The 4,329-nt window shown below is 34.1% G+C and carries 6 protein-coding genes; 5 read left to right on the plus strand and 1 reads right to left on the minus strand.

All coding sequences use genetic code 11. The annotated features are described in order from the left end of the window. Positions 1-473 precede the first annotated feature (473 nt). The 3 genes from E4U82_RS19190 to E4U82_RS19200 are packed head-to-tail and all read left to right on the plus strand — an operon-like array spanning position 474 to position 1,588. Complete coding sequence (locus E4U82_RS19190) at positions 474-806, plus strand: hypothetical protein (RefSeq protein WP_135111851.1); 333 nt, start codon at positions 474-476, stop codon at positions 804-806. A 1-nt stretch (position 807) separates the two neighbouring features. Then, entirely contained in the window at positions 808-1,278 is a 471-nt protein-coding gene (locus E4U82_RS19195) for a hypothetical protein (protein ID WP_135111852.1), read from the plus strand. 43 nt (positions 1,279-1,321) lie between these two features. Continuing rightward, on the plus strand, positions 1,322-1,588 hold the full coding sequence (locus tag E4U82_RS19200; RefSeq protein WP_135111853.1) for a hypothetical protein: 267 nt from the start codon (positions 1,322-1,324) through the stop codon (positions 1,586-1,588). A gap of 1 nt (position 1,589) precedes the next feature. Here E4U82_RS19200 and E4U82_RS19205 read toward each other — a convergent pair whose 3' ends face one another. Further along, complete coding sequence (locus E4U82_RS19205; RefSeq protein ID WP_135111854.1) at positions 1,590-2,486, minus strand: hypothetical protein; 897 nt, start codon at positions 2,484-2,486, stop codon at positions 1,590-1,592. Positions 2,487-2,669: 183 nt separating this feature from the next. Here E4U82_RS19205 and mobP2 point away from each other — a divergent pair, with 183 nt between their 5' ends. Further along, a complete protein-coding gene (gene mobP2 / locus E4U82_RS19210; RefSeq protein WP_245183661.1) occupies positions 2,670-3,554 on the plus strand; it encodes a MobP2 family relaxase in 885 nt (294 codons plus the stop codon). Between the two features lie 220 nt (positions 3,555-3,774). Beyond that, a complete protein-coding gene (gene mobL, locus E4U82_RS19215) occupies positions 3,775-4,134 on the plus strand; it encodes a relaxase MobL (RefSeq protein ID WP_245183662.1) in 360 nt (119 codons plus the stop codon). Positions 4,135-4,329 lie beyond the last annotated feature (195 nt).

The raw sequence follows: 4,329 nt of genomic DNA on the forward strand, positions 1-4,329 counted from the left end.
ATCATATGATATACTTTTCTTAGTTTTCAGAAATATGGGCGCTAAGTGTATTAGGATTAACTAGACAATTCCATATTTTTCCATTATTGATATATAATCTTCATCCTTATCAGATGGCTTCATCAAACGTGGTAGGAAAAGTGAGAAAAACAGCGATATTTTAAGAAAGTCGAAATAAATAGAGGGAGGAGCAGAAAAGGCAACAGCAAAAGAAGAAAAATAAAGATAAGCCTTCAGAAAAAGAGGGGAAATAAGCATTAAAAGGTCTATATAAAACCTATATATTCAGCAAGAAACACCTATATGAAAGGTATATATTTGATTGAAAAAATGGGCTTACTGGAAAACTAGGCGCTGCCTAGTCACCCACGCTATGTGGGTACACTTTCCCCTTATCCTGTTCAACAATCCCTGTTCTTGTGAACGGGGATTTTCCGATTTTCCAATATAATGTGTGAGAGGAGCCGATTTGAATGGAAATAAAGATTCGGGATGTAGATGTTCGAGCAGTAAAAGTATTAGATGAAGAAGCTAAAAAACAAAAGGTATCAAGGAATGTTTTGCTGAAACGAATGGTAGAGGATGCAGTGAAATTTGATGGAATTAAGTTAGCAGAAAAAGAGTTAGATGTGACCGTGAGTCGAGTTGCTGATGGATTGGAAATGACGTTCAAACAATTAAATCATTTGGAAAAAAGAACGCTCAATCTGTACTTGGTTTTATGCGATGCGCTTGGATTGAATCCCGAAGAAGCGGATCACATTTTAGACAAAACATTTGCAATGGACGACAAGGAGGGAAATTAAAATGAGCATGACAGAAGAGAAAAAGCAAGGATCATATTTTTTGTTAAGCGCTGAAACGAAAGGAAAAATTAAAGTGGCAGCTAATGAAAATCATACATCTCAAGCGAATGCCATTGCCCTAATGGTGGATGCTTATTTTGAAAGTAGAGAAGAAGAATATGTTCTATTCAAACAAACGATTTCTGACTTACTGGATGAAAAATTAGATTTCGTAAAAGAGAAAATGAATCGCATACAAGTAGCAAGTAATGTTATTGATCGTGACACGAAAATCATTCTGGAGTTCATGAACCATTACTACCTTGTAAATAAATTTAAAAACTTAATTACAACAGAAGAATTTAAAACAAAAGGAATGGAACAGGCAGAAGAATTAGTTCAAAAACGAATTCACAAACAGCGAAAAAAGAAATTAGATTATGAACGACAAAAGGAATTGAAGCAACAATCACAATCGGGAAGTCGGGAATAAACAGAGAATATTTTTTTAAATATAAGGAAGGAGGATGAAAAAGATGAAATTACCATTTGATTTTTCAGTTTCTGTTGGTGGCAAGTATTATATGACGGAAAGGTCTTTTCTCATTATACTTGATAACTTTGCTTTTGAACTTGGAGCCAATTCACTTGAAGAAGTAAATGATTATTTAAAAGAGAACTTTACAAAAAATATAAAGTCCTCTTTTGCTATAGTTGAAATAACTGGGGCGGAATACAAAATAGCATTAGATAAACCATTTACAGATACATTGGCTAAACAAATAAGATCTCTCTTTGCCTAGTTTAGTCTCTGAGGAATAGATTATAGTAGTTGTTATGTAATTTAAAGTTGATATATTTTTGTAGTTCTGGATAACCAAAAAAATAACAGGTGAAAGTATTGCCAGTACTAACATACTTTTCAAACCTCCTTAAGTGTTTATGTTTTTGAAGTTGATCTTTAAAAACCATTATTGAGGGTTTGTCAGTTACAGCTTTATTTTTTGAGATGTGATAGTGCTTTGTTGAAAATTCAATTATATAAAACTTATCTTCTTCCTTTCTCTCGTAAATTGTTGCTTTTCCGAAATAGATATGTTGCTGATGCTTTATCTTGTTCTTGCTATCGAGGTTGAAGAAAAGTTTTTCTAAGGTAAAAGATGATGAATTTATATTAACTTTAGTAGTTGAGTTATCGTAGTCTTCAGATTGATAAACATCTACTAATTTTCGCAAAGATTTTATGTCGGAATTCTTTTGTTGAATCTTATTTTTGCTTGAAACTGACTTTTTTGTATAACTAGTTATAGATCCACTATTTGTTTTTCCATTAATGGTGAGATTATCGGCTTTGGGTTTACTAAAACCGTCTAGGTCAAGTATTAAGTTAAAGTTTCCTGTCTTTATTAAAGAACTGTCAATGTTGCCTTTTTGATTCTTTGCTGTGGCTTTATGTTTCACATAGTCACAGTTTGAAGAATGAGGACTTAAATCTGATGATTGTTTAAAGTAAGGAGGTACAATCCATTCATTAGGTAATTTAGATAAGTTGGCACATGTAAGTTGGGCGTTGCAGTCATCACTACCTATACATGAAAATGCCCGAGGGTCGTGTAGTTTTCCTTGGCGATAATATTGATTAGCTTCTAGTGCAGAAATTACATCTTTTAATTCCAAACTGTAGGCTGTTTCAATTGACATTGTCTAGTCTCCTTATAAGTATTGTAATGTATCAATTTTATCAATTAATATTTTTATTTTCAAAAAAATACTAAAGGAGTTGGAAATCATTATCGTTAACTTGATATATCGAGTATATTTTCAAAGTAAATCAGTTTATAGAAATATAGGAATTAAATACAACCAAAAATTCAGGAGTAAACAATGAGTCCAGCAGTTGTATTGAGAAGTAAATTTGTTACACCTAGGTCGAGTGCATTTAACGATTACATTAATTATATGGATCGTGAGGATGCGAAACAACATGTAAAAATGGATGTCTTATCTGATAAAGAAAATGATTTTGATGTGTTCTATCAATTCATGGATTATATGGATGATGAGGAAAAGCAAGGGGAGTTATTTACCTCTAGTAAAGACAGATTGGATGCCAAAGAAAAGCAAACAGTTAAAGAACTATTTCAATTAGCGCAGCAAAATGAATCGCCAATGTGGCAAGATGTGATCTCTTTTGATAATGAATGGTTGAGTAAGCAAGGACTATACAATGCAGTTACTCATACCGTTGACGAAACAAAAATGAGAAGTGTTGTGCGTGAAACCATGCAAGCCATGTTGCAGGCAGAAGGGATGCAGCAATCAGCAGTTTGGACGGCATCCCTGCATTACAATACAGATAACATTCATGTACATGTCGCAACCGTAGAGCCACATCCAACAAGAGAACGAATGAATGTATTGGATAAAGAATCGAATACATGGCATGAAGAATATCGGGCCAAACGAAAACCTAAAACGCTGGACAAAATGAAGTCTAAAGTTGCCAATGTTATTTTAGATCGTGCCCATGAGCGGAATAAGATAGATGAATTGCTGCGTGGGACCATACGATACAAAAAGGAAAATAATATTTCCTTATCATCTTTCCAAAAAACAGAAACATTATTTAAAGAAGCGATGAACCGTTTGCCTGATGACCGAAAACAGTGGCGTTATGGTTATAAATCTATCAATGAAGCCAGGCCATATATAAATGAAATAAATAAAATGCCTCCCCGCTATTTAGTATGGGGGCAGAAGGTAGTTTAGGAGGTTTTATACGGAGAGGCGGGCATGATAGCATGGGATGCGTGAGCCAATATCCTTTGATACTGGCGTCTTGGCTCGTGAATCATGCCCGCAGAGGCTCCGTGTCAAACCGACTACGATTCTATCTTTTGGTTATGCTCCCAACATCAAATAGCGAGGAGCCAATAAAATTTATTTAGAACAGTTTCATCCAGAAGAGATCCAAGCATTAGAAACAAAATTGGATGAAGAAGTAGATGTGATGCAAGAAATGTACGGTGAAGGAAGTGATTACCAACAATATAAAAACACCAAATTAGATGACCTTAAAAAGCGTATGGGAAACGCTATTCTAACTGAAATGCGTGCGGTCGATAAGAAAGAAAGAATGTCGGACTTCAAACAAAAAATAGCTATAAGACAGTTTCATGCACTGGAAAAAGAAAACCAGCAATCATTTTTCCAAAAGTACAACGGAAGAGGAAATAATGATTTACATGTTTCCGTTATTCGTTTGAAGCAAGCGATGCGAAAAACATTTCATGATTACAAGCGAGAGAGACATATGGATGAATTTGATCAACTGATGGAGAAGGAATAATTTAATGGAAGCCTAACAATTTTCCGGCATGTTTGATATACTTTTGTTAGATTGTGGTGTTCAATTAACGGGCCATTTAACGGAACAAATGAAAAGCTATTCATAATCAAATTTAAAGACGACGGTGAGGATAATATGAAATTTTACTTATCATCTTTTAAAATTGGAAATGAAGGACTAAAACTAAAGGAAATC

The sequence above is a fragment of the Lentibacillus salicampi genome (assembly GCF_004565465.1).
GTDB classification, from domain to species: Bacteria; Bacillota; Bacilli; order Bacillales; family Amphibacillaceae; genus Lentibacillus; species Lentibacillus salicampi.